Source organism: Desulfovibrio sp. Fe33 (genome assembly GCF_028532725.1).
In the GTDB taxonomy this organism is placed as follows: Bacteria; Desulfobacterota; Desulfovibrionia; order Desulfovibrionales; family Desulfovibrionaceae; genus Pseudodesulfovibrio.
In genome coordinates, this window is record NZ_JAQKGU010000015.1 from 20,877 (window position 1) to 43,902 (window position 23,026).

Below are 23,026 nucleotides of genomic sequence, written 5' to 3' on the forward strand. Positions count from 1 at the left end.
TCTTCTCTCACATGGAGCGATTCGGGGCGGCGCAGCCACCCCGACAGCGGCTCTCCGCGCCAGGAATAGGCTTGGGAGAGTGGGGTAGCTGTGCATTTTCTCCAGGGGGGGCTTTCACCGCAGCGTAGCCGTCTACGTGAGGAGGAAAGCGCCCCTGGAAAAATGTGCAGATGCCCCGCTATCCCAAGCCGCGCCCCGCGCCAAGCCCTACTCCTCCTATTCTTTCACAGAGCCTGCGAGAAGGCCGCGAATGAAGTAGCGTCCGAGGAAGATGTAAATAGCCAACACGGGCAGGGCCGCCATAATGGAACCGGCCATGGGCAGGTTCCAGGTCACGGCCTGGCCTCCGGCCAGATTGGCCAGGCCCACGGTGATGGGATTGGCCGTATGCCGGGTCAGGCAGATGCCCCACAGGAATTCGTTCCAGATCTGGGTGAACTGCCACAGGGATGTGACCACGAAGCCAGGGATGGACAAGGGGAAGACTATACGCAGATAGATGGAGAAGAAGCCCGCGCCGTCCAGCCTCGCCGACTCGATGAGGGCGGTGGGAATTTGCGCGTAAAAGTTTCGGAAGATGAGCGAGGTGATGGGCAGTCCGTAAACGATATGGGCCAGAATCAACCCGGGAAGGCCGCCGTAGAGATTCATGGCCCGAAGGGTCTGAAAGAGCGGAATAAGGATGACCTGATACGGGATGAACATGCCGAACAGGAACAGCGTGAAGATGACCTCCGACCCCTTGAACTGCCACTTGGAAAAAACGTAGCCGTTGAGGGAGCCGAGCATCGTGGAGCCTATGGTGGCGCAGATGGTCAGGATGATGGAGTTGATGAAATCGGGCTTCAGCTTCTCGATGGCCTGGGAGAAGCTGGACCAGTTGATGACGGACGGCCATTCCCAGGCCGAGGGCAGACTGATGTCCGCAGGCATCTTCAGGGCCGTCACGGCCGCCATGTAGGCGGGCATGAGAAAAAAGAGCGCGAGCAGGACCAGGGTTCCGTAGAGAAACACGCTGCCAAGGGTGAATTTACGGGTAATCATCTAGTGCCTCCCCCGCTGCCGGTACTGGCCGATAAGATAAGGCACGATGAACATGGCCGCGATGAGGAAAAGGACGATGGCGATGGCCGCGCCCTTGGCGAAATCATTGGCCCGGAAGGTCGTCAGATACATGGTCAGCGCGGGGTGGCCGGTGGCGGCGTTGTCAGGTCCGGTCATGGCGAAGATCAGGTCGAACATCTTCAACGAGATGTGCGAAAGGATAATGACCGCTGAAATGGTGATAGGCTTGAGCATGGGGATGGCCACATGCCTGTAGTAGCCCGCCTGGGACGCGCCGTCGAGCATGGCCGCGTCGCGCAGGTCCTGGGAAATGCCGTTGAACCCGGCGAGATAGAGGGCCATCGTATAGCCTGAATACTGCCAGATGGTGGCCATGATGATTCCAAGGGTCGCCAGGTTGAAGCCGTGCTCCTCCTCCATAAACAGGGCGTCCGGGATGATGTCGCCGAAGAGCCAGACAAAAGCCCCCAGCGCGATGCCGGGAACGAGCAACCGCTTTATGGCCTTGGACTGGTCCTTCCGGAGCATGTAGATGCCCGTCAGGATCAGGGCGAAAGCGACGAAGGAGACCAGGATGCGCAGAATGTCCTGCCAGTTGAAGACCAGCACGGCCGACTGGCTGGACAGCCACTTGAAAGTCAGAGGCTCGAAACCGAAATATTTGGGCAGGACGTTGACTCCGCCCTGGGGAGCGAGCAGCCACCGCCAGATGGTTCCGGAAACGATGAAGGACAGGGACATGGGATAGAGGAAGATCGTCCGCAACACATCCTCGCCCTTGGGCTTCTGATCGAGCAGGATGGCGATGAACATGCCGAGCCCCACGGCCCCGGCCAACAGCATGACCGAATAATAGACCGCGTTGACCAAATCCTGGCGGAATCCGCCGCCCAGAAACCCGGTGAACAGATCGACGTAGTTCTCCAGTCCGACGAAATTTTTCTGGGGGTCCAGCGCCAGCGATCCCACGCCGCCCCAGTCGGTCATGGAGGTCCAGATGGTGTTGCCGATAAACCCGTAGACGAAAACGCCGATGAGGATCATGGACGGAAGCAGCGTCAGGAACGCTTTCCACTTGTCGCGCGAGGCTTCCCGCATAAGCAAATCCAATGAGTTAGGGCCGACGCCGCGCCGGGGAGCCTCCCCGGCGCGGCGCGCGGCCGTTTTGTTGTTACGCTCTTAAATCCCGGCCTTCTTGGCGAGCTGTGCGCAAGCCTTGGAGGCGGCCTGGGGGTTCTTGCTCTTCAGGAACATCTCCATGATGGAGGCGAATCCGCCCATGAAGGTCTCGTTGGCGGCCACGCCGTGAGCCAGGGAGCCGACCACGCGGTCACCGGCCCAATCCTTGGCGGCGGACTTCAGGTAGTCGTTGTACTTGGACAGGTCGGAGTCCTTGCGCGCGGAGATGGAGCCCTTGAGCGGGTTGAAGGTGTCGGAGCCCTCGCTGGAGCCCAGGACCTTCAGCCAGGCGATGGCGTTGTCGCGATGCGGAGCGCCCTTGGGCAGGCCGAAGGAATCGGCGAGGAACATGAACTCGCCGGAGGTGCCCGGGGACGGGACCCAGCCGTAGCCCTTGCCCGGCATGAGCTTCTTGGTGGTGGTCATGTAGCCCGCAGCCCAGTCGCCCATGATGTTGAAGGCGGCGCGGCCGTCAAGGACCATGTCCGTGGCCTGCTGCCAGGACAGGGAGGAAGCGTCGCTGTTGGTGTACTGCAACACCTTGCCGAACAGTTCCCACGCCTTGACCACTTCGGGGGAATCGAAGGACAGCTTGCCCGCCCACAGGGCGTCCCAATTGTCGGGGCCCATGGAGGCCAGGGCAATGGATTCCCACAGGTGGTTGGCAGTCCAGTTCTGGGCCATGGCCAGGGGCACAACGCCCTGCGCCTTCAGCTTCTCGGCAGCGGCGAAGAATTCATCCCAGGTCTTGGGAGCCTCGACGCCCCACTTAGCCAGGTTGGCGGGCACATACCACATCACGTTGGAGCGATGGATATTGACCGGCACGGACCAGATGCCGTTTTCGGTGCCGATGAGCTTGATGAGGCCTTCGGGGAAGACGTCCATCCAGCCCTGCTCCTTGAACAGCGGAGTCAGGTCTTCCATGCGGTCGGCCTTGACCCAGGTGCCGATGAGTTCCTGGCCCGCGTGGACCTGGAAGGAATCCGGCGGCTCACCGCCGAGCATACGGGTCTTGAGGACCGCCTTGGCGTTGACGCCGGAACCGCCGGTCACGGTGGCGTTGATGACGTTCACGCCGGGATTCTGTTTCTTGTAGATGTCGATCAAAGCGGCGAGAGCCGGACCTTCGTCACCGGCCCACCAGGAAAAGATCTCCAAATCACCCTTCAGATCGCTTGCCTGGGCGGCTTGCGGAGCGCCGATCAGCAGTGCTGCCGCAAACACGATCAACATTTTCGCAAAAGCTTTTTTCATACGTACCTCCTACAGGTTTGCAAACTCAACTTCAGACAATCAATTATCAATTAAATCAAGTGGCTGTTAGGCCACAAATTTAATAAATAGCCAACTGAGTCTCAGGGTCGAACAGGACCATGCGGTCGAATTCGAAGCCAATGGGGATGATCTCGCCGGGATGGGCCACCACGCGGCCCTCCACCTCGGCTATGAGCTTGTTTTCACCGTCCACGACGATTTCAAGATGTGAATGGCCGCCCAGGATTTCGGAGACAACCACCTCCCCGTGACACAGCCACTCCTCGGGCAGCTTGCTGATGCGGTCCCCCATCTTGATGGAATCCGGGCGGATGCCCGCAAGCACGGGCTCGCCGTCCTTCATGGACTCGCACTTGCCGTCGACCACGGGGAACTTCGAAGGACCGGCCTGGACGAACCTTCTGCCGTCCTCCACGCGGAAAGTTCCTTTCAGGATGTTCATGGGCGGGTTGCCGATGAACTTGGCCACAAAGGCGTTGACGGGCCGCTCGAAGACCTCGATGGGCGTGCCCACCTGCTGGATGTATCCGTCCTTGAGAATAACGATGCGGTCCGCCAGGGTCATGGCCTCGATCTGGTCGTGGGTGACGTAAATGGTCGTGGTCGCCAGCCGCAGGTGCATCTTGCGCAACTCCATGCGCATCTGGGTCCGCAACTGGGCGTCGAGGTTGGAAAGCGGCTCGTCGAACAGGAACACGTCCGGGTTGCGCACGATGGCCCGGCCCATGGCCACGCGCTGCCGCTGGCCGCCGGAAAGCTCGGAGGGTTTGCGGTCCAGGTACGGCATCAGTTCGAGAACCCGCGCGGCCTCCTCGACCTTGGCATCCACGTCGTTTCCGGTCTCCTTGCGCATCTTCAGAGAGAAGGACATGTTGTCGCGCACGGACATGTGCGGATACAGGGCGTAGTTCTGAAAGACCATGGCCACGTTGCGGTCCTTGGGCGAGACCTGGTTGACCACCCGGTCCCCGATGAGCACCTCGCCGCCGCTGATGGGCTCCAGTCCCGCGATCATGCGCAGCACAGTGGATTTACCGCAGCCGGACGGCCCGACCAGGACGATGAATTCGTTGTCTTCCACCTCCAGGTCAATGCCGTGAACCACTTCCACGTCGCCGAACCGCTTGACCACATTCTTCAATTGCACATTCGCCATACTGTCCGTCTCTTTGTTTCGCTGCAAAACCGGATTGAGCTATTTCACGAAAAACTTATACAAAATCGACTGGTTGTACGCCTCGCCCGGACGAAGCGTCACCTGCGGGAAGTCGGCATGGCCCGGCGCGTCCACAAACCCCTGAGGCTCAAGACATAATCCCGACCATTCACCATACACCGCCCCGCCCTTGCCGGGCAACCCTTCCGGGATGTGATTGCCGGAATAGAATTGCAGGCACCGTTGGGTTGTCCAGACTTCCATGCCGCGTCCGGCGACCGGCTCGAACACCGAGGCGGCCTGCCGCAGCCCCGCCCGGTCGTCCAGCACGTAGCAGAGGTCATAGCCGTGGGCGGCGACAAGCGGCGGGAAAGCGTTCCCTATGCGTTCGCCGACGCCGACGCCGTCCGAAAAATCGAGGGGCGTCCCGGCCGCGTCGGCCAGCCGTCCCGTGGGAATCAGTTCCTCATCCGTCTCCAGATAACGGAGAGCGGGGATGGTCAGGACGTGCCCAAGGCAATTTGCGCCGGGCCGACCCGACAGGTTGAAATATCCATGGCCGGTCAGGTTTACCGCCGTGGCCCGATCCGTGGCCGCCGAGAAATCCAGCCGAAGCCCATCGGCGGTCAATGTGTAGACAGCGGAAACGGCGAGGTTTCCGGGGTACCCTTGCTCCCCGTCCGGGCTTTCGTAGGTCAGGACCAGACCGGAACCGATCTCGGTTTCTATGGAACTCGCTTTCCAGACCCGGCTATGGAATCCCCGCCTGCCGCCGTGCAGATGATGGCGGCCGAGGTTGCGGTCCAGCTCGAACTTGTCCCCGTCCAAGGTCAGGCGCGCCCCGCCGATACGGTTGGCCACCCGCCCCACCAGCCGCCCGAAATAGCAACTGTCCGACAGGTACTCGTCAAGCGTGTCGTAACCCAGCACCACGTCCGCCAGGTTCCCGTTCCTGTCCGGAGCGGTCAGCCGGACGAGCGTCCCGCCATAGGTGATGATGTCCGCCTCCATCCCCGCTTCGTTGGCAAGGGTATAGATGTCCACGGACTCGCCGTCGCCGGTGACGCCGAAGGCGCGCTTGCTCAGTTGCATAGCCCCTCCCTCGGGGCCGAAGAGCCCCGCACCCGCAATTCGGTTTCGAGCACCACCGTCTCCGGCTTGAAGTCCGCGCTCTCCGCGAACTGGCGCAACAGCAGGGAAACGGCGGTCCGCCCCATCTCGAAAGCGGGCTGATAAACCGTGGTCAGGGCCGGGTCGATGAGCGCGGCCGCCGGGGTGTCGGAGAACCCCACCAGGGCCACGTCGTCCGGGATGCGCACCCCGGCTTCCTTGAAGCGGGTATACAGCCCCACGGCCACGGGATCGTTGATGGCCAGTATCGCGTCGGGCAGTTCGTCCATGGCCAGGTACCGCTCGGCCCCTTCCCGGCCGTCCTCCTCGCGATACCCGCCGTAGAAATGAAATTTTTCTTCCAACGGCAGCCCGTGGGCCGCAAGGGCGTCGCGGTATCCATCGAACCGCTTGCGGTTGAGCGCGATGCCCGTCTGCCCGGCCATGTGCCCGATCCGCCGGTAGCCGGCCGCAATGAGATGCTCCACAGCGCCGTAGGCCGCGGCATAGTCGTTCACCACCACCTTGCCGGTGTCGAGCTCCTCCACCACCCTGTCGAACTGGACCAGGGGGACGTTCTGCCGGATTACCCGCGCCAGGTGGTCGAAGCGGGTGGTCTCGGAGGATATGGCGATGAGCAGACCGGCCACGCGGTTGGCCACCAGGGCCTGGACGTTGAGGATTTCGCGGGCGAGGGTCTCGTGGGATTGGCATACCATGATGGTGTAGCCGTTGTCGTAGGCCACTTCCTCTATGCCGCTGATGACGTTCGAGAAAAAATGATGTCGGATTTCGGGGACGATGACCCCGATGACGTTGCTGCGTTTTTTTTGCAGAGACTGGGCGAGCTGATTCGGGTGGTAGTGGTATTTTTCCGCGGCATCGGCCACCCGCTGCCGGGTGGCCTGGCTGATGTCCGGATGGCCGCGCAGGGCGCGTGACACCGTTGAGGGCGACACGCCCAGCTTGCGGGCCAGGTCCTTTATGGTGAACTGGCTCATGTGCGGCCCTCCCCTTCGAGACGGATGCGCTCGAATCCCGGCCTGCGCACCTTGAGGGACATGACCGACCCCGGGCCGAAGACTTCTTCCATGAACACCGTGTAGGCGGCGAACCGCTTCTCGGGCACATAGGCCTGGATGGTCCCGGCGAACCCGCCCCCCTGGATGCGATACGCGCCCATGCCCCGCAGGAACCGCTCCGTCAGGGTCAGGGCCAGCGGAATGGGCTGGGACAGGGGATCAACGGCGGAAATGCAGTTCTGCAACAGGCGCCATGAGGAGTCGCCGGAACGGCGGACCAGGTCGAGGAACGGGGCCATGCGGCCGCGCGACAGAACCCTCGCCTGCTCGGCGGCGCGGCTCGTCTCCTCGATGAAATGGATAAGCCGGAGCGCCCCGCGATCCCCGGCGGCCTCGCGAACCCGGTCGATGTGGGACAGGACCGCATCCACGGTCAGCCCGCGCGCGTACTCCTGGCCCAAGGCGCGGGCGGCCCGGCGCATTTCCGCCGGGATGGCCGCGTAGTCCGGGGTCAGGTCGGCATGGCTGCCGCCCGTGTCCACCACGGTCAGGCGGTATCCGGTCCCCTCGAAATCGAAATCCACCCGTGTCATGACAGGTTCGGACGGATTGGCGAAATCGATGGACAGAATGCCTTGGGCCGCGCAGGAGAGTTGATCCATGAGGCCGCACGGCTTGCCGAAATGAACGTTCTCCGCACTGCGGCCCGCCATGGCCAGCTCAAGGGACGTACACTGCCCCTCGTTGAAAAGCTCGCTGAAAATCCGTCCGACCAGGACCTCGAAGGCGGCCGAGGAACTCAGCCCCGCGCCCATGGGCACCCTGCCGTCCACCTGGGCGTCGAACCCGGCGATCCGGCGGCCGTTCGCGGCCAGCGCCGCGGCCACTCCGCGCACCAGCGCCGTGGGACTGCCTTCCTCCCCCGGCCTGGGGGCGAGATCGTCCAGGTCCACCCGTATTTCCTCGTCGAAGCCCCTGGACCGGACGCGGACCACGGACCCGTCGTTGGGCCGGGCCGCCGCAAGGCAATCGAAATGCACGGCCGCGGCCATGACCACGCCCAGATTATGGTCGGTATGGTTGCCGCCCAGTTCGGTCCTGCCCGGAGCCAGAATCAGGGCGACCGGGCCGGAGCCGAGCCACAGCTCGAACCGGCTCAGCAGATTGAGATAACGGGTGCGCTGGTCCGCCTTCTCCTCCGGCCGGTACAGCTTGGCCAGGACAGGGTCCAACTCTCCCCGGAGCAGGGCTTCGACATATGCGGAGATCTCAAGCATCACTTGCCCTCTCCGGCTTTTACCGCGTTCATGTAGTGAACCTCGGACTGTTCGCGCAGCCTCGCCGCCGCGGATTCGGCAGTCAGATCACGCTGGGGCATGGCCATCATCTCGAAGCCGACCATGAACTTGCGCACCGTCCGCGACCGCAACAGCGGCGGGTAATAATGCAGATGGAAATGCCAGTGAGAATGTTCTCCGCCGTCCGTCGGGGCCTGGTGAATGCCCATGGAATAGGGGAACGAGGTCTGGAAAAGATTGTCGTAACGCACGTTCAGCCGGATCATGGCGTCAGCCAGATCAGCTCGCTGGGCCGGAGTCATTTCGAGGATGTCGGCAAGATGCGCCTTGGGCAGAATCATGGCCTCGAAAGGCCACAGGGCCCAGAACGGCACCAACGCCGCGAAGGAGTCGTTTTCGAAGATGATCCGCTCGCCCCGCGCAAGTTCGGTTTCCAGGTACGCGCAGAGCAGGCACTTGCCCTTGTCCCGGAGATGCTCGGCCTGGCGGGCGGCCTCGGCGGCCGGGTACATGGGCACGCTGCGGGTGGCCCAAATCTGGCCGTGCGGATGCGGATTGGAACAGCCCATGGCCGCTCCCCGGTTCTCGAATATCTGCACATACCCGATATCGCCTCGTCCGCCGAGCTGGCGGAACTCGTCGCACCACACGTCCACCACGCCCGAGACCTGTTCACGCCCCATCCGGGCCAGGGTCAGATCATGGCGCGGCGAGTAGCAGATGACCCGGCAGATGCCCGTCTCGGGCTCGGCCACGAGCAAATCGTCCTCAGGCCCGTCGGGAGCGGGGGAAGTCGGCTCCGGCAAAAGCGCCGCGAAATCGTTGGTGAAGACAAACGTGCCGGTGTATTCGGGATTGACCGCGCCTCCGGCCCGCCCATTGCCGGGACAAAGATAGCAGCTCCCGTCATAGGCGGGCAGGGTCGCCAGGTCCGGCTCCTCCTGCTGTCCCTGCCACGGCCGCCGGGTGCGGTGCGGCGAAACCAGCACCCATTCCCCGGTGAGCCGGTTCAGTCGCCTGTGCGGATTGTCCTCGAAAAACATGCTTTACCCCGACCCTCTTGAATCGCGTCCGGAGGGCGAGGCTCATCGCCATCCCCTCTCGTTCAGGTCCCAGCGCAAACGTTGCCGCAAACGTTTGCGGTACTTTGCAAAAAAATCACAGAATCGTCACCTTGTCAATAAGGCCCGGCGGATAAACGCGTCTGTCGGAGGGACTGCCGGAAGGTTATTGCAGGCTGGGATATTCCCGCCTGATGGCCTCGTACCGGCCGCTCGCCTTCAGCTTGCGCAGCCCGGAGTTGAACAGCTCCATGAGTGCGGGGGCGCCCGGCGCGCGGCGGCTGAGAACGAGATGATTGGTCTCAATAAATATGGGACGGGGATGCGAGACGACATTGTCCCCGCCTACCTCGATCCGGTTGGCCAGGATGTAGCGCCCCACGGCTCTGTTGCAGGCGTAGACGTCTATCCGTCCGGCGATCAGCATTTTCATGCCCGACACATAATCCCGGGCCACGTCCAGCTTGTTCGCTCCCCCGCTCATAATCTCTTCGAAAGGAAATTCCTCGGCGCTTCCCAAAGTGATGCCCACCCGCAGGCCGCGCAGGTCTTTCAGGGTCCGCCAGTCGAAGGGGTTGTCCTTGCGGAAAAAGAAGACTCTTTCCGATTCGAAGACCGGATCGCTGAACAGGAACCGCACCTTGCGGTCCTCCATGGGCAGCCAACCGGCGGAACCCACGGCAGGACCGCGATACGCCGTTTCCAGAGCGCGCCGCCAGGGAAGGAACTCAAAGCGGACCTTGAGCCCCTCCAGGGCGAAACTCTCGCTAATGACGCGATTGGCGAACCCGCCGCCAGGCATGGTTTCGGAATAAAACGGGGGCCATTCTCCGGATGTCAGCAGAACGACGTCGGGAATATCCTCGGCCTGCGCGGAAACCGCCCACAGGAGCAGGCACAACAGCCACCACGCAGAAAGACGCGGCAATGGCCGTATGTTCCGGGAAATGCGCGCCGGGGTCATTCCGCTAGACCATCACTCCGCCACCTGGGACAGAATCTGGCCGATGATTGCGGCGGCCGGAACGGAAAAGCACAACCGCGCTTCGGTCTCGCCGAAGAACACGTCCAGATAAATCATGTCGCCGAACTGAAAACTCGTCCCGGCCGCGCCGGTCAGAAGCGGCAGCTCCAGCGTCTCGGACAGGTCGAACTCCAGGGGAGTCATGCCCTCGCGCTCAGGTCCCGCGTCGGCTTGGGACATTTCGGTCAGCGCGTCGGCCAAAGGGCCGCAGGCCGACAGGGAAACGGGCAGGAAAAGCTGGTTGAAACGGAAGAGGCAAACCTCGTGGTCCTCCAGCAGCATGGCCTCCGGCAGATCGGACAACACCTGGAACAGGTAGGGGCCATCGCCGCCGAACTCGATTCTTCGGCCTTGATCCGACATGGCGCCTCCTAGTCCATATACGAGCAACAGTAGTCGGTCACGGTGTTGACCTTGACGCGGAACTTGGCCTCTCCGGGAACGTTGAAGCTTTGACCGGCGGTCATCGCCACCCATTCGTCAAAGCCGGGCAACTGGACGGAAAGCTCGCCGGAGGTGATCTCCATGAATTCGGGCTTCTGCGTGCCGAACTCGTACTCGCCGGGGAGCATGACGCCGAGCGTCTTCACGCTGCCGTCGCTCAGGGTGATGGTCCGGCTGGTTACCTTGCCGTCGTAATAGACGTTTGCCTTTTTGTTGATGGTCGCGTTGGCGAATGCGGTCATACTCTCTCTCCGATTGATGATGGCTGGATCGCGGGGATATCCGCGCTTGCGTGGTGTCGATTTCCGTTTATACTTGGTGGCGGCAATCACCGTCAACCCTGGGGGACCCATGAAAACAGTCCGTATCGGCATACTCTCCACGGCCAAGATCGGCCGCACCAAGGTAATACCGGGTATGCGCCAGGCCCCGAACTGCGAAGTCGCGGCCATAGCCTCCCGCGACGGGGACCGCGCCCGCCGGGCCGCCCTGGAGCTGAACATTCCCAAAGCCTACGAAAGCTACGAAGAGCTGCTGGGCGATCCCGACATCGACGCGGTCTACATCCCGCTGCCCAACCACCTGCACACGCCTTGGGCGAAAGCCGCCCTCGAAGCGGGCAAGCACGTACTCTGCGAAAAGCCCGTGGCCCTGACCGCCGACGAGGCCCAAAGCCTGCTCGACGCCGCCGCCGAGCATCCGAAGCTCAAGATAATGGAGGCGTTCATGTACCGCTTCCATCCCCAATGGATCAAAGCCGCGGAGCTCGTCCGGTCCGGGGCCATCGGCGAGACGACCGCCATCCAGTCCTTCTTCTCCTATTACAACGACGACCCCGCCAACATCCGCAACAGGGCCGACATCGGCGGCGGCGGACTCATGGACATAGGCTGCTACAGCATCTCCCTGTCCCGCCTCATCTTCGATTCCGAACCCGAACGCGTCGCGGGATTCGCCGACATCGACCCCGAGTTCAACACCGACCGGCTCTTCTCGGGCATGATGGACTTCGGAGGCAGAATTTCCTCCTTCACCTGCTCCACGCAGCTCGCCCCCCACCAGCAGGTCGACATCTTCGGCACCACGGGGCGCATCCAGATTCCCATTCCCTTCAACGCCCCGCCCGACAAGCCGTGTTCCATCCTCCTCCAGGACGACGCGGCGGGCGTCATCGAGACCATCACCTTCGACGCCTGCGACCAATACGCCCTCCAGGCCGAACAGTTCGCCAAGGCCATCCTCAAGGATACGGACGTGCCCACCCCGCTCTCCGACGCCTTCGACAACATGCACGTCCTCGAAACGCTCGCCCGAAGCGCCCGCCTCGGGGAATGGATCGCCTGCTGACCGGCCCGCGTCGGCCGGATGGCCGGAAAAGGATATCCGGGCCGGGACCGGGACGACGCCCGGCCCTCTTCGCCTACTTCGCGGGTATGTAGGTCACGCCGGTCGAGGAAAGCGGTTTGAGCATATGCTGCCGCCGCACGTACCGGATGAACGCCTGCGCGTCGACAAAACCGGTATCATAGGCCGGGGCGGCCGACTTGAGCACCTCGTACCCGTCGCCGCCCGAAGCGAGATAGGCGTTGGTGACCACCCGATAGGTTCGCAGGGGGTCGAGGGACGTCCAGTTGCCCGAGCCGTCGAGAATATCGACGCTCAGGACACGACGGCCTTCGGGACGCCGCATGTCCGCGGTGTAGCGCGCCCCGCCCACGTAGGGAAAGGCCCCGTCCCCCCGGTCCACCCCGGTTTCGAGAGCGCGGCGGACCTGCCCGCCCGTAAGTTCCAGCAGGACCAGAGTGTTGTTGAACGGCAAAAGCGCGTGGGCCGCGCCTGCCGTGATGGCCCCGCGCTCCACGGACTCGCGCACGCCGCCCGCGTTCAGCAGGGCGATATCGGCCGGTTCGCCGGTGGAATCAAACCTGGCGAGCATGGACTGGCAGACCAGGGGCGCGATGAGACTGCCGCGCGGCAAACGCACTCCGGTTTCGGTTACGCCGGGCACGCGAATATGCGGGAGGGCCAGCACGGCCTCTCCGATGACCTCGGCGTTCATGGCCTCCACTCCCTTGCGGAACGGGGCCAGGTATTCCTTGATGGCCGGGTCTTCCGGGCCCACCGCGGCCTCGGGGTCCGCTCCGATGCGCGCGAGCAGGGCCTCGCGGTCCGCGCCCTTGAGTTCGGCCATCCGCCCGGCATCGTCCCTGCGCCTGAAGGAGTCGCCGAGAAGAAGGACGGGCCTGCCCTCGGCCCCGGTCACTCGTCCGGCCTCGTCGAACGACAGGTCCAGGCGGCCCAGCACCCGCCCCCACTTCCAGGCCGAAACCACGTAGACGTCCTGGCCGTCCGCGCCTCTGACCACCGTGGGATAGGCGGCCTCCGGCCGCAAGCCGAGGGCTTCGACGCCGCCGGGATTGCCGAGCAGGGTATGTGAATGGCCGCCGACCACGACGTCCACGCCGGGGACCTCGGCGGCGAGGCGCTTGTCCTCGGCGAAGCCCTGATGGGTGAGAAGCACGATCTTGTTCACGCCGCGCGCCTCCAGCTCCCGCACCAGAAGCGCGGCCGCGTGAACCACGTCGCGGAACTGCACTTCACCCGGACTGGAGATAACGCGGGTCTCCGGAGTGAGCAGCCCGATGACCCCGATTCTGTCGCCGCCCCGCTCGACGATAGTGTAGGGCCGGACCCGGGCAGCCAGCGCGGGGACCGCCGACGCGTCCAGGTTGGCGCAGACCACCGGGACCTTGGCGTATTGCAGCATCCCGGCGAGAAAGGACGCGCCCCGGTCAAACTCATGGTTGCCGGGCGCGAAGGCGTCGAACTCCAGCCGGTCGAGCAGCTCCATCTCCGGCCTGCCCCCGTACCTCATAAAATAGAGGCCGCCCTGCACCGCGTCGCCCGCGTGGAGCAGGATGACGTTCCCGGCCCCGGCGCGAACGTCCCGGACCGCGCTCGCGAGCCGCGCCCAGCCGCCCATCCGGGCCTGAACCGGTACGCCCTGCGGAACGATCCGCTCGGTGGAGGCGTCGAGATAGGAGTGGGAATCGTTGACGTGCAGCAGGGTCAAATCGAAACAAAGCCCGGCGGCGGGCTGTAACACAATGGCGGCGGCCAGAACAAAATCAATAAAAAAGCGTATCATGTACCCCTCCGGCTATAGCTGCCTGGGTAGCAGCATTCCGCCGAAAAGGAAATGAAGCCGGGCGCGCGGATTCGCCCGCCGACCTCCTGTGTGAACAATTGTGACAATCCGGTAAGGCGCATTGTCTCGAACCGATTTTATCAGGTATGCATGTAATAATTAATTCCAATGGAGTCCCCATGAGCAACGACACGACCATCAGCAAATATCTTGACCCCAAGGAACTCGCCGCATTCTTCCGCGAACTGGCCGACGCCGTCGAAAACGGCGGCCATGACGAGTTCGCCTGCGTGGACGATTTCCGCAAGATCAAGATCGGCGTGAAAAACGAATATGGCCAGATCAGCCTCAAGGCCAAGTTCAAAGCGGCCAAACCGTGTGCCGAGGAACCCGTCGGCGAGGACGGGCAGCCCGCGAAGCCCAAATACAAGGACCTCAAGAAACGTATGCGCTCAAGCTTCAGGATAGTGCTCAAGATGATCCACGACGGCAGCGTGCCGCCGGAAGAGGCTGTTGACGCCTTCCTGGCCGACTCGGCCCTCATGGTCACCTACCCCGGCTACGGGGACGAATACTATGAAAGCTACACCGCCGTCTGCGCGGAGTTCAAGGCGGCATACGAATCCGGCGACCTGGAGCGTATGCACGCCGCCGTGGACGCCCTGGTCCACGAGAAAGGCCGCTGCCACGCCAAGTACGACTGAAACACCCGACCCGGAACGACGCCCATGAAACTTATCAAGAACGACCCGAAGCTTTGCGACTGCCGAGCCTTTCCGGCCGACATCGGCGAAGAGATCACCGAAGCCGACCTGACTCGGTTCTTCGCCGTGGTCTCCACGGACCTCGAGCCGTGGCAGGTGGAGCAGGTGGTAACCCCGCAGCAAAGCTACGTCCGCCAGGAGGCCCTGCTGGCCGTTCACTGGCACCCCGAGTTCGTGCCCATGGAACACATCCGAACCAGGGTGGACGCCATGTTTCCCAACCGCAGGGACGAGTTGCTCATCCCCACCCAGCATAACCAACTCATGAGCTGGGACGGCTACTCCGGGGTGGAGGTGGACTGCTTTTCCTCCGGCTTCAACAGAAAGGTGCAGCTCCTGCTGCATTTCACCGATGAACGGGTCAAGGACGCGGGCGTGCTCAAATCCATGCTGGCCCACACTTTCAAGTACCGTTCCGGCCAGCTCTTCGACTTCATGCACACCATCACCAAGCCCGACGAGGCCCGCATCGAGCGCGCCGCCAAGGCCACGGGAGCCGATCAGGAACTTATCGATTTCGTGCGGATCAACGTCTCCAAGGTGGAACGCCTCCTCAACGAGCACTGGACCGATGTCCCGCGCCTGTCGGTCAAGAACAAGCTGCTGCGCAACTGGTTCGACGCCATGCGCGACGAGTTGGGCGACAACGCCGTGGACAAGGTCCAGGCTTACCTCAAAGTCGTCAAGAACCTGGTCAAGAAGGGCTTCGACCTGTCCTTCTTCTACCGGGCCAGCGAAGTCATCGAGGAAGTCCGGTCCCTGGGCGGCTGCATCGTCATCCCGCACCCGGAGCAGTTCTGGCCCATCCTGCTGCGCGACTACGACGTGGACGGCATCGAGGTCTGGAACCCCCAATCGCAGGAATACACCGAATTCCTCATTTCCGTGGTCAACGAACAGAACGGACGCCGCATTTCCGGCAGGGACAAGCTCATCTTCATGGGCGACGACTGCCACATGGGCGAAAAAACCAAGCCACTGAACCAGCAGGAATCGGACAAGGCCGCCCGTGAGATTGGCCTCCAGCCCGCCTGGGACGACCTGGGCATCCGAAAGAAACTCATCGTCAACAACATCTCCCGACGCTCGATCATCCAGGAATACAAAGCCCGGCTGGCGGGATAGACAACAGACAGGCAAGGACCCCATGGCAGAAGAAAAATTCGTGTTCGATTCGCTCCAGGACTGTGAAACCATCAAAGACTTCCTCAAAGCGCTTATCGATGGTTTCGAAAAGCATTCCATAGACCTGTCCACCAACGGCAACGAGATTCATCTCGAGCCCCATGGCCTTCTCAACTTCACGGTCAAAGCCAAGAAGAAAGGGACGGAAAACAAGCTCTCCATCAAGGTGGAGTGGAAGGAATCCTCTTCCGTCCAGGCGTCGGAAAGCGCTTTCCTCAAGGTTCGCTGAGCCCATGATTACATTCGAAGGACTGGGCGAGAATTTCAAGTTCATCGTCTACGAGGTGGAAAACCAGGCCCGTTCGACGCAAAAGTTCATGGATGCCCCTTCACGCAAGCGGTACGCCAAGATCACCTCGCGCGACGACTACATCGACAACCTCAAAACGATCATCGAGAACAAGTGCTATTCGCGCATCCACTCGGACCGGACCCTGGACAAGCGGCAGCTCAACAAGATCCGCGCCATCCAGGTCATCTGCGTGAACCTTGAGAAGATCGCCGACTATTTCGTCAATATCGTCAAGCAGATGCAATATCTCGACGACCAATCCTTCGTGCAGCGCTACGGCTACACCGAAGTCTTCGAGATCATCCTGGACCGGCTGGGGAGCATCCTGGACGCCTTCGACAACGAAGACATGTCCAAGGCGCTCTACATCTGCAAGGCCGAGCCGCAGCTCGACGACGTGTACAAGGTCCGCTTCGACCGGGTCATGAACGAAATGGGCATGGGCCGCGACGCCCAGTCCCTGGTCACGGTGCTGTTCATCTTCCGCTACTTCGAGCGGGTGGGCGACGCGTTGCTGAACATCGGCGAGGCGATCATTTTCTCCCTGCTGGGCGAACGCATCAAGATCGAGCAGTTCGAGGCGTTGCAGCAAACCCTGAGCAAATCCGGATTCAGCGACTCCTTTTCGGACATCGACTTCAGCGCCATCTGGGGCACCCGTTCCGGCTGCCGCATCGGCAAGGTGGAAACCCGCGACAACGCGCTGACGCCCGAGGAGAAAAAACAGGGCTCCATCTACAAGGAAGGCAGCCTCGAAAAAATCCGCAAGGAACGCGAGTCCATCCAGCGCTGGAAGCAGATATTCCCCAATCTGGTGGCCGACATCTACGGTTTCCACGAGGACGCGGACAAGGGCTCCATGCTGGTGGAATTCCTCAACGGCTGCACCCTGGACGAGGTCATCCTCTCCGGCGACGGCGAACTGGTCCGCAACGCGCTTTTCATTCTGGAAAACACCGTGCAGGAAACCTGGAGCACCACCATGGTCCGCCTGCCGATCAAGACCGACTACATCCGGCAGATCCAGTCCCGCCTGGAAGGCGTGCTCCAGACCCATCCCCAGTTCTGGCGCGACCCCAAGAGCCTGGGCTCCTCGGAGGTCGCCTCCACCAAGGCCCTGCTCGACATCTGCGCAAAACTCGAAGCCGAGCTGGAAGCGCCGTTCTCGGTCTTCATCCACGGCGACTTCAACATCAACAACGTGGTCTACAACCACGAGGCCCAGCAGATTCACTACATCGACCTGTACCGTTCGCGCGACTTCGACTACATCCAGGACGCATCGGTCTTCCTGGTGTCCAACTTCCGGGTTCCCATCTTCGACAGCGCCCACCGCGCCCGCCTCAATTCGGTCATCGCGCAGTTCTACAGGTTTATCATCCAATTCGCCCGGCGGCACGACGACCACACGGTCGAGGCGCGTCTGGCGTTCGCCCTGGCGCGGTCCTTCTATACTTCCACCCGATTCGAACTAAACTTCAAGTTCGCCAAGGAAATGTATAACAGGTCCATGTTCCTGCTGGAAAAGCTACACCAGTTCCAGGGCGGGGCGTGGGAGCGGTTCTCCCTGCCCGAGGACGTCCTCTACTACTAGGCAACCAAGGAGCCTTTTCGTGAAGATAGGAGTCATAGGCATCGAAGGAGGCTGGTCCTCCGAAAAGCTGGCGGACACCGTGGCCGAGAAGACGGGCGGCGAACGCGTGCTCATCAACATGGAGGACGTCCGGCTGGACCTGCCTTCGGGCAAGGCGTACTACAACGGGCACACCCTCAACGACTTCGACGCCCTCATCATCAAGAAGATCGGCGCGCGCTATTCGCCGGACCTCCTGGACCGGCTGGAAGTGCTGCGCTACCTGCACGAGCGGGGATTGCGGATATTCAGCTCGCCCTACTCCATCCTGCGCGCCCTGGACCGGCTGTCCTGCACCATCTCCCTCCAGCTCAAGGACATCCCCATGCCGCCCACGACCATCACCGAGAGTGTGGACCAGGCCATGACGGCGTTGGAAAACTACGGCGAGGCCGTGTTCAAGCCGCTCTACACCTCCAAGGCGCGCGGCATGTTCGTGCTGAAGAACGGTCCCGACGCCCGGGCGGCCATCGAGGAATACCGGGCCGACCATCCCATCATGTACATCCAGAAGACCATCGACCTGGGCGACCTGGACCTGGGCATAGCCTTTCTCGGCGGCGAGTACCTGACCACCTATGCCCGATGCAAGACCAACGGGGCGTGGAACACCACCACGGCCTCGGGCGGCAAGTACAGGCCTTATGAACCGGCCCCCGAAATAATCGAGCTGGCCCGCAAGGCCCAGGCCGACTTCAACCTCGACTTCACCTGCGTGGACGTGGCCATCACCGACGACGGCCCCTATGTCTTCGAGGTCTCCGTGTTCGGGGGCTTCCGGGGCATTCAGGAAACAAGCGGCATCGACGCCGCCGCGCGCTACGTGGACTATGTCATGGAGAAACTGAAATGAAACTGACCGGCACGACCCGCAGGGAGCTGGCCGAGGCCGTGAAGACGGCCTGCCCCGCCGCCCGCAAACTCTTCCTCGACCTCGGCGGCTGCCGCATCCGGGTGGACAGTTCCTCGGACGAGCTCAATGACGCCCTGGCCGCATACTTCAAGGAATTCGTCACGGAAAGCGGCGATTCCGACATCGTCGTCTCGACCCACGAGACCCCCGCCCCCGAGTCCGATCTCGATTTCAACGTCAAGCAGCCAGATCCCGGCAAGACCAAGATCAAGGAGGAATGGATCGACCTGCCCGACGGACGAGTCGTGCGCAAGCGGCTGACCGGAATGCACTTCATTTTCGGCGACGGCGAAAACGTGGCCGTGGGGCCGTGCCTGAAAAACTCCAACCAGGTCATCAATTTCATCAACAACCGGTTCATCGAGTGCAAGCTCAACCGGGGCGGATTCCTGGGCCATGCAGCGGGAGTCCGCTCGGGGGAACGCGGCATCTCCCTGGCCGGATTCTCGGGCGCAGGCAAATCCACCCTGGCCCTGCACCTCATGAGCAAGGGCACCACTTTCGTCTCCAACGACCGGGTCATGGTCGAAGAGAACGGCGGGGGCCTGTTCATGTACGGGGTGGCCAAACAGCCCCGCATCAATCCCGGCACGGCCCTGAACAACCCGGACCTCTGCCGCATCGTGGAGCCGGATCTGCGCGAACGGTTCCTGTCCCTGCCGCAGGACGAACTGTGGCAACTGGAGCACAAGTACGACGCCCTCATCGACGAATGCTACGGACCGGGCAAATTCGAGCTGCGCTGCCCCATGAACGGGCTGGTCATCCTCAACTGGAAACGGGAAGATCTCCCCATGCGCGCCGACTTCGTGGACCCGAGGGAGCGCAAGGACCTCCTGCCCGCGTTCATGAAGCCCACGGGGCTGTTCTATCTGCCTGACGATCCCGCGCGCCGCGAAGACCCGGACGAGGACGCCTACGCCGACATCCTTGCCAAGGCGGACCTCATAGAAATATCCGGGGGCATAGACTTCGACCGCGCTTCCGAGGTATGCCTGCACTATATGAAAACCGGTCTTCTTCCGGCCGATTGATGGAGCGGACATTGCGCATTCGAGTCACCAGGGACGTCACCATCCCCGACCCACGCAAGCTTGAGCAGTTCAGACGGGCCCCAGAACTGGGTCCGTCCGTGCTCTTCTTCAGCGGCGGCACGGCCCTGCGCGACACTTCCCGGGAACTGATCCGCTACACGCACAACTCCATCCATCTCATCACCCCCTTCGACTCGGGCGGCAGTTCCGCGGTCATCCGCCGGGCCTTCGGGATGCCCGCCGTGGGCGACATCCGCAACCGGCTCATGGCCCTGGCCGACCAGTCCGTGAAGGGCAACCCCGAAATATACAACCTCTTCACCCACCGTCTGCCCAAGGACGCGGAAAATGCGGCCCTGCGCGAAGAGCTGGACGCCATGGCCACGGGCGTGCATCCCCTTGTCCGACGCATCCCGGACCCCATGCGCAAGCTCATCCGCAACTATTTCTATGAATTCCTGGACCGTATGCCGCCGGACTTCGACCTCAGGGGCGCGAGCATCGGAAACCTGGTCCTGACGGCGGGCTACCTGTCCAACCGCCGCCAGCTCGACCCGGTCATCTATCTGTTCTCCAAGCTGGTCCAGGTCTGCGGCGTGGTCCGTCCCACCGTGAACAAGGACCTGCACCTGGCCGCCCGACTGGCCGACGGCCGCACCATCGTGGGCCAGCACATGATTACCGGCAAGGAATCGAAGCCGATTCCCTCGCCCGTGGAATCCATCTGGCTGACCCCTTCCCTCGATTCAAGGGAAAAGGTCCACACGGCCATCCGCAACAAGGTCAAGGACTGGATCGGCAGGGCGGACCTCATCTGCTACCCGCCGGGCAGCTTCTATTCCAGCGTGGAGGCCAACCTGCTGGCGGACGGCGTGGGCAAAGCCGTGGCCTCCAACACCTGCCCCAAGATTTTCGTACCGTCCACAGGCGCGGACCCCGAAACGCCCGGGATGTCCGTGGCCGATCGGGCGGAAGTGCTCTGCCGCCACCTCTCGGCCGATGCCGGGAGCACGGACGCCGAAGTCCTCGGCTATGTCCTGGTGGACTCGAAACACGGCGAATACGCGGGCGGCATCGAAAAGGACCGGCTGAAAGCGAACGGCTTCACGGTCATCGACGGGCCGCTTGTTACCGAGCGGAGCGCCCCGTTCCTCGACGGGCGCGCAATAAGCGAATTCCTGCTGTCGCTTTGCTGACGGCCAACCGAAAGGAGGTTGCGAACGTGGAAAAGCAGAAACTCAGCGTCAAGAAGGTACTGGAGTACAAGGAAGCGGTGTCCTACATCGAAGACCTTGCCAAAAGCTTCAAATCCGGCACCATCGTTCTGGAAAGCGGTGAGGAGCTGGTGGTCATGAAGCCCTCGGCCCAGGTAACCGTCAAGGTTGAGGCCAAGGTCAAGAACGACAAGCAGAAAATCGGCTTCGAATTGAGCTGGAACGACACATCGGAAACCGACCTTAAAATCGGCGACGCCGTACCCGCCCCCGCGGTACGGCCCGAGAGCGGTGCGCCCGCCGTAAAGCCCGCGGCCAAGGTCCCGGCCGCCAAGGAACCGGCCATGCCTCCTGCCAAAAACGAGCAGGCGAAGCCGCCCGCAATGGCCGACTCAAAGATTCCGGCCAAGGCCGAAACGCCCGAAGCCGAGATGAAAACCGGCGGCAAGCCCGCATCCGAAGCCAAGCCCGAAGCCCCGAAGGCCGCCCCCGGCAAGACTGCCGCCAAGACGGCAAAAAAGAACGCGGCCTCGAAAAATACTGCGAAAAAACCGGCCAAGACCGCCGGCAAGAAATAAACCGTCACTGCAAATCGCGGAGATCAAAACAATGGCTGAAACGCAAGATCAATCCTTTGAATGGAATGAGGTGGCCGACCTGTTCGGCATCGAAGATGAAAACTCCGACATGGTCGAGGCGGATCGGGACCGGATTCTCGAAAGGATCAACACCCTGACCGGCCGCTACGGGCGGGAGTACGTCATCAAGAAGATAACCCTCCAGACCACGCACTAGGCAGGGCTTCGGGAACCATGCGCACCATCGCCGTGCTGAACCAGAAAGGGGGCGTGGGCAAGACGTCCACGGCCGTGAACCTGGGAGCCGCCCTGGCCCGTCAGGACCAGCGCGTGCTGCTGCTGGACCTCGATCCCCAGGCGCATCTGACCTACTCGCTGGGCATCATGGCCCACGAGCTGCCCCGAACCGTCAGCGCGGTCCTGATGCGCGAATGTCCCGCAGACGCAGTGACCATGGAGGTCGGCCCGCTCCACGTGGTGCCCGCCTCCGTGGCCCTGGCAGGAACCGAAGTCGACCTGGCCTCGGCTGAGGGACGCGAATCCCGCCTGCGCGATGCCCTCTCCTCCGTCTCGGGCTACGACTTCGCCATCCTCGATTGCCCGCCCAACCTGGGTATGCTCACCCTCAACGCCATGGTTGCCGCCGGAGAGCTGCTCGTTCCGGTGCAGCCCGAATTCCTGGCGCTGCAATCCCTGGGCAAGCTCATGGAAACAGTCAAGGCGATCCGCAAGGGCTGGAACCCGGACCTGGCCCTGACCGGCATTCTCATGACCCGTTACCAGCGTACCAAAAAACTCCACCGCGAGATCCGTCGCAAAATCAGGGACTACTTCGGCGACGCCCTCCTGGAAACGGCCATCCGCGACAATATTTCCCTCGCCGAGGCGCCCAGTTTCGGCAAGGATATCTTCACCTACAAACCCCGCAGCAACGGGGCCGCAGACTATCGGAACCTGGCCCTGGAACTGCTCCGCAGAGGTGCTCCATGAGCGACGAAAGACTCGGGACAAACCCCCTGGATTGGGTCGCGCCCGACACCGCGCCCGCAGCGGTCCGCCCGTCCGGCGAAACTACGCAATCCGCGCCCCCGCAGGAAAATAAAAATTCCGACGGACCTGCCGCCGCACCGCGAAGCGGGCTGTTCAGCTTCGTCGGAACCGAAAACGAGGAGGATACGATGGGCAAAGGCAAGATCAAAATCAAACAGACCATGGAGACCCCCCAGGTGGTCGCCTACCTCAAGGACCTGGCCGACTCCCTCGAATCCGGAGTCATCCGCGCCGAAAACGAGGAAGGAACCCTGGTTCTCGGCGTGCCCGACTCCATGCAGGTCGAACTCAAACTCGCCCGCAAAAAAGACAAGGCCAAATGCGAAATCCAACTCGAATGGATCGATGACGGCTCCCAGGCCGAAACCCTCAAAATCTCCGGCGAATAACGCCCCATGCGGATAATGAAGCGCGGCCCCGCACATCGTGCGGGGCCGCGCTTTTTTGGGAGCCTCCGGCGGCCGGGGGAAGGGGAGAAAAAACCCTTTGAAAAGGGTTTGTGCAACCAGGAACATGGGTAACACTTCTGCCCGGGAACATAGGTAACACTTTTACCGTTTCTGTTTCGGCTCCGGGGG

24 protein-coding genes are annotated in these 23,026 nt (G+C 62.3%); 12 read left to right on the forward strand and 12 right to left on the reverse strand.

Translation table 11 applies throughout. The features are described 5' to 3' along the window. Positions 1 to 216: 216 nt before the first annotated feature. The 11 genes from PSN43_RS15380 to ppnP all read right to left on the reverse strand — a co-directional run bounded on the left by PSN43_RS15380 (position 217) and on the right by ppnP (position 10,879). A complete protein-coding gene (locus PSN43_RS15380; protein WP_272701622.1) occupies positions 217 to 1,044 on the reverse strand; it encodes a carbohydrate ABC transporter permease in 828 nt (275 codons plus the stop codon). Then, entirely contained in the window at positions 1,045 to 2,163 is a 1,119-nt protein-coding gene (locus PSN43_RS15385) for a carbohydrate ABC transporter permease (RefSeq protein WP_272701623.1), read from the reverse strand. An 81-nt stretch (positions 2,164 to 2,244) separates the two neighbouring features. Then, positions 2,245 to 3,501: an ABC transporter substrate-binding protein gene (locus PSN43_RS15390; protein ID WP_272701624.1), complete on the reverse strand. Its 1,257-nt coding sequence runs from the start codon at positions 3,499 to 3,501 to the stop codon at positions 2,245 to 2,247. A 79-nt stretch (positions 3,502 to 3,580) separates the two neighbouring features. Next, positions 3,581 to 4,678, reverse strand: coding sequence for an ABC transporter ATP-binding protein (locus PSN43_RS15395; protein WP_272701625.1), 1,098 nt, complete (start codon positions 4,676 to 4,678; stop codon positions 3,581 to 3,583). A gap of 39 nt (positions 4,679 to 4,717) precedes the next feature. Continuing rightward, positions 4,718 to 5,770 (reverse strand): aldose epimerase family protein, encoded by a 1,053-nt coding sequence (locus PSN43_RS15400; RefSeq protein ID WP_272701626.1) that lies wholly within the window; start codon positions 5,768 to 5,770, stop codon positions 4,718 to 4,720. Continuing rightward, a complete protein-coding gene (locus PSN43_RS15405) occupies positions 5,761 to 6,789 on the reverse strand; it encodes a LacI family DNA-binding transcriptional regulator (RefSeq protein WP_272701627.1) in 1,029 nt (342 codons plus the stop codon). The genes PSN43_RS15400 and PSN43_RS15405 overlap by 10 nt, the downstream gene beginning before the upstream one ends. Further along, a complete protein-coding gene (locus tag PSN43_RS15410; RefSeq protein ID WP_272701628.1) occupies positions 6,786 to 8,087 on the reverse strand; it encodes a galactokinase in 1,302 nt (433 codons plus the stop codon). Before PSN43_RS15410 ends, PSN43_RS15405 begins: the two co-directional genes overlap by 4 nt. Continuing rightward, positions 8,087 to 9,151, reverse strand: coding sequence for a UDP-glucose--hexose-1-phosphate uridylyltransferase (locus tag PSN43_RS15415; RefSeq protein WP_272701629.1), 1,065 nt, complete (start codon positions 9,149 to 9,151; stop codon positions 8,087 to 8,089). Before PSN43_RS15415 ends, PSN43_RS15410 begins: the two co-directional genes overlap by 1 nt. A gap of 184 nt (positions 9,152 to 9,335) precedes the next feature. Continuing rightward, positions 9,336 to 10,097: a substrate-binding periplasmic protein gene (locus tag PSN43_RS15420; protein WP_272701630.1), complete on the reverse strand. Its 762-nt coding sequence runs from the start codon at positions 10,095 to 10,097 to the stop codon at positions 9,336 to 9,338. A 48-nt stretch (positions 10,098 to 10,145) separates the two neighbouring features. Beyond that, entirely contained in the window at positions 10,146 to 10,556 is a 411-nt protein-coding gene (locus PSN43_RS15425) for a hypothetical protein (RefSeq protein WP_272701631.1), read from the reverse strand. Between the two features lie 8 nt (positions 10,557 to 10,564). Then, a complete protein-coding gene (gene ppnP, locus PSN43_RS15430; protein ID WP_272701632.1) occupies positions 10,565 to 10,879 on the reverse strand; it encodes a pyrimidine/purine nucleoside phosphorylase in 315 nt (104 codons plus the stop codon). A gap of 109 nt (positions 10,880 to 10,988) precedes the next feature. Here ppnP and PSN43_RS15435 point away from each other — a divergent pair, with 109 nt between their 5' ends. Then, positions 10,989 to 11,984, forward strand: coding sequence for a Gfo/Idh/MocA family protein (locus tag PSN43_RS15435; RefSeq protein ID WP_272701633.1), 996 nt, complete (start codon positions 10,989 to 10,991; stop codon positions 11,982 to 11,984). A gap of 73 nt (positions 11,985 to 12,057) precedes the next feature. Here PSN43_RS15435 and PSN43_RS15440 read toward each other — a convergent pair whose 3' ends face one another. Continuing rightward, a complete protein-coding gene (locus PSN43_RS15440) occupies positions 12,058 to 13,785 on the reverse strand; it encodes a bifunctional metallophosphatase/5'-nucleotidase (protein ID WP_272701634.1) in 1,728 nt (575 codons plus the stop codon). Positions 13,786 to 13,964: 179 nt separating this feature from the next. Here PSN43_RS15440 and PSN43_RS15445 point away from each other — a divergent pair, with 179 nt between their 5' ends. Genes PSN43_RS15445 through PSN43_RS15495 form a run of 11 tightly spaced genes read left to right on the forward strand, consistent with a single transcriptional unit; the run spans position 13,965 to position 22,837 of the window. Continuing rightward, complete coding sequence (locus tag PSN43_RS15445) at positions 13,965 to 14,489, forward strand: GAK system XXXCH domain-containing protein (protein WP_272701635.1); 525 nt, start codon at positions 13,965 to 13,967, stop codon at positions 14,487 to 14,489. Between the two features lie 24 nt (positions 14,490 to 14,513). Beyond that, positions 14,514 to 15,674 carry a hypothetical protein gene (locus tag PSN43_RS15450; protein WP_272701636.1) on the forward strand — a complete coding sequence of 387 codons (1,161 nt, stop codon included), beginning with the start codon at positions 14,514 to 14,516 and terminating at the stop codon, positions 15,672 to 15,674. Between the two features lie 22 nt (positions 15,675 to 15,696). Continuing rightward, complete coding sequence (locus PSN43_RS15455; protein ID WP_272701637.1) at positions 15,697 to 15,963, forward strand: amphi-Trp domain-containing protein; 267 nt, start codon at positions 15,697 to 15,699, stop codon at positions 15,961 to 15,963. A 4-nt stretch (positions 15,964 to 15,967) separates the two neighbouring features. Next, positions 15,968 to 17,620, forward strand: a complete 1,653-nt coding sequence (locus PSN43_RS15460; protein ID WP_272701638.1) for a phosphate signaling complex PhoU family protein — start codon at positions 15,968 to 15,970, stop codon at positions 17,618 to 17,620. A gap of 19 nt (positions 17,621 to 17,639) precedes the next feature. Further along, positions 17,640 to 18,512: a GAK system ATP-grasp enzyme gene (locus tag PSN43_RS15465; protein WP_272701639.1), complete on the forward strand. Its 873-nt coding sequence runs from the start codon at positions 17,640 to 17,642 to the stop codon at positions 18,510 to 18,512. After that, complete coding sequence (locus PSN43_RS15470) at positions 18,509 to 19,606, forward strand: HprK-related kinase B (protein ID WP_272701640.1); 1,098 nt, start codon at positions 18,509 to 18,511, stop codon at positions 19,604 to 19,606. The genes PSN43_RS15465 and PSN43_RS15470 overlap by 4 nt, the downstream gene beginning before the upstream one ends. 11 nt (positions 19,607 to 19,617) lie before the next feature. Next, positions 19,618 to 20,802 carry a GAK system CofD-like protein gene (locus PSN43_RS15475; RefSeq protein ID WP_272701641.1) on the forward strand — a complete coding sequence of 395 codons (1,185 nt, stop codon included), beginning with the start codon at positions 19,618 to 19,620 and terminating at the stop codon, positions 20,800 to 20,802. A gap of 26 nt (positions 20,803 to 20,828) precedes the next feature. Beyond that, positions 20,829 to 21,398: an amphi-Trp domain-containing protein gene (locus PSN43_RS15480; RefSeq protein WP_272701642.1), complete on the forward strand. Its 570-nt coding sequence runs from the start codon at positions 20,829 to 20,831 to the stop codon at positions 21,396 to 21,398. A gap of 31 nt (positions 21,399 to 21,429) precedes the next feature. Continuing rightward, the gene (locus PSN43_RS15485; protein ID WP_272701643.1) at positions 21,430 to 21,615 is read left to right on the forward strand and encodes a hypothetical protein; all 186 of its coding nucleotides are present in this window, start codon (positions 21,430 to 21,432) and stop codon (positions 21,613 to 21,615) included. A gap of 17 nt (positions 21,616 to 21,632) precedes the next feature. Then, positions 21,633 to 22,388: a ParA family protein gene (locus tag PSN43_RS15490; RefSeq protein WP_272701644.1), complete on the forward strand. Its 756-nt coding sequence runs from the start codon at positions 21,633 to 21,635 to the stop codon at positions 22,386 to 22,388. Further along, positions 22,385 to 22,837 carry an amphi-Trp domain-containing protein gene (locus PSN43_RS15495; protein ID WP_272701645.1) on the forward strand — a complete coding sequence of 151 codons (453 nt, stop codon included), beginning with the start codon at positions 22,385 to 22,387 and terminating at the stop codon, positions 22,835 to 22,837. Before PSN43_RS15490 ends, PSN43_RS15495 begins: the two co-directional genes overlap by 4 nt. The last annotated feature ends 189 nt before the right edge of the window (positions 22,838 to 23,026 follow it).